3 protein-coding genes are annotated in these 1824 nt (G+C 49.0%); 1 reads left to right on the top strand and 2 read right to left on the bottom strand.

The features are described from left to right. Positions 1-168: 168 nt before the first annotated feature. Together accB and efp are read right to left on the bottom strand one after the other, a co-directional pair. Positions 169-663 carry an acetyl-CoA carboxylase biotin carboxyl carrier protein gene (gene accB / locus O9332_RS16195; protein WP_002762059.1) on the bottom strand — a complete coding sequence of 165 codons (495 nt, stop codon included), beginning with the start codon at positions 661-663 and terminating at the stop codon, positions 169-171. Positions 664-829: 166 nt separating this feature from the next. Then, positions 830-1387 carry an elongation factor P gene (gene efp, locus O9332_RS16190; RefSeq protein WP_002762061.1) on the bottom strand — a complete coding sequence of 186 codons (558 nt, stop codon included), beginning with the start codon at positions 1385-1387 and terminating at the stop codon, positions 830-832. A gap of 254 nt (positions 1388-1641) precedes the next feature. Here efp and O9332_RS16185 point away from each other — a divergent pair. Further along, positions 1642-1824, top strand: a 183-nt coding sequence (locus O9332_RS16185; protein WP_288026427.1) for a hypothetical protein, incomplete at its 3' end; no start/stop codon positions are given.

Below are 1824 nucleotides of genomic sequence, written 5' to 3'. Positions count from 1 at the left end.
ATTTTGGCCGCAGGGCTTGCGGTGTCAGTCTGTAGAGCGACCATAAGACCAGAACAGAGTAAATCTGTTAAGGCAGGTGCGAAAAATCCTTCGGGAAAGAAGCAGAAACCCAAATCGTGAGGTTTGGGAATCGCCGTCCGTTTTACGGCGGCGAGGATGTCAATCTGTCTATTCGGGATTAACCCACATTAATGTCTGACCGAATTCTACCGGTTCACCGTTAGCGACGGCGATTTCGACGATTTGCCCGGCCACCTCCGCTTCGATTTCATTCATCAACTTCATCGCTTCGATGATACAGACCGTTTGTCCGACACGGATCCGATCGTTTTTTTCCACGAAAGAGGGTTCATCGGGAGCAGCAGCGCGATAAAAAGTGCCGACCATGGGAGAGGTAATCGCCAGCCATTTTTTATCCATAGCGGCGGCCACGGGTTCGGCAGTGGGGGTTTCTGGGACCGGGGTGGGACCTGCGGCTACCACTGGAGCGGCGACCGGGGCCGTCACCACCGGCAAGGGAGCGGGGAGAGGCCCAAGGGCAGTATTAACGGTTCCTTTGCGGATATTTAGCTCTAAATCTGCACTTTTCAGGCTAAATTCACTGATATCCGTTGCTGCCAATGTTTTGATCAGTTCTCGAATTTCGTTGTAATCAATAGTCACCGCTCTGAAATCCCCTCGCAAATAAAAAGCAACAAATCCAAATTCGCACCCACCAAACTATCGATTTTTCCCATCTAGCGGCTAAGTTTTGGGAAACAGGCTCAGAAACACTGGCTTTAGTCCTAAACCCGTCCCTAAGCCCTCATTTCTGGGCTTCTCATCACAATTATTCCCGTCCCAGATAGGAACCATCCCGAGTGTCCACTTTGATCCTTTCACCGATAGAAATAAACAGGGGAACCATCACCTGCGCTCCCGTTTCTACGATCGCCGGTTTCGTGCCACCGGTGGCCGTATCTCCCTTGACTCCTGGATCCGTATCGGTGATTTCCAAGATTACCGAAGTGGGCAATTCTATGTCTAACACTTGATCATTCCAAAAGAGAATATTGACTTCCATTCCTTCTTTCAGATACTTGGCTCGATCGCCCATTTGTACCGGGGTGAGAGTTGCTTCCTCAAAAGTCTCCATGTCCATGAAGACAAACTGATCGCCTTCTTTGTAGGTGTGCTGCATGGTACGCTTTTCGATCGTGGCCGAGGGTAAGGTTTCCCCCGCCCGGAACGTCCGTTCTACCACGTTGCCGGTCTGAACATTTTTTAACTTGGTTCGCACAAAGGCCGATCCCTTACCCGGTTTGACGTGCAGGAATTCCACCACCCGCCAGACAGAGCCATCTATCTCGATGGTCGTACCGCTCCGAAAGTCGTTACTCGAAATCATGAAATGCTGTTTAGGCCAAGAAAGATCAACATTCCATTTTACATACTTCCTGTACCCGAAAAAACTTTTTTCCCGTCCGTACAGGTAAGGGGGAGGTGGGAGGTGGGGCAAGCAAGGGACAAAAGCTAATCACTTAAGTACCTAATAGCATTTTTCACCCTGAAACCTCGATTTTTAGTACAATATTACTGCAATATTGAAAGCAGTGAACGAGTAAACAGCGATGATCACCGGCGAATTAAAATCCCAAATAGATAGGGTCTGCTGAAAAAGTTTTTCGTGGGGGCAGGGTGTGGGGTGTGGGGTGTGGGGTGTGGGGTTTTACCGATTTTGAGGTAGTCAGTTACCTAATTTTCAGGGAAAAAGTCCAGGAATTTTACCCCCGATCCCTCCAATGGTCGGCACTTTTTGAGGAAAAAAAGTCTAAAAGCCTTATC

The organism is Microcystis sp. LE19-10.1B, assembly GCF_027530565.1.
GTDB classification, from domain to species: Bacteria; Cyanobacteriota; Cyanobacteriia; order Cyanobacteriales; family Microcystaceae; genus Microcystis; species Microcystis aeruginosa.
This window is presented reverse-complemented; position numbering and strand designations above follow the sequence as displayed.

Bases quoted from the DNA above. Each gene is read 5' to 3' on its own strand.
- efp (WP_002762061.1), bottom strand. From the start codon at position 1,387: ATGATTTCGAGTAACGACTTTCGGAGCGGTACGACCATCGAGATAGAT.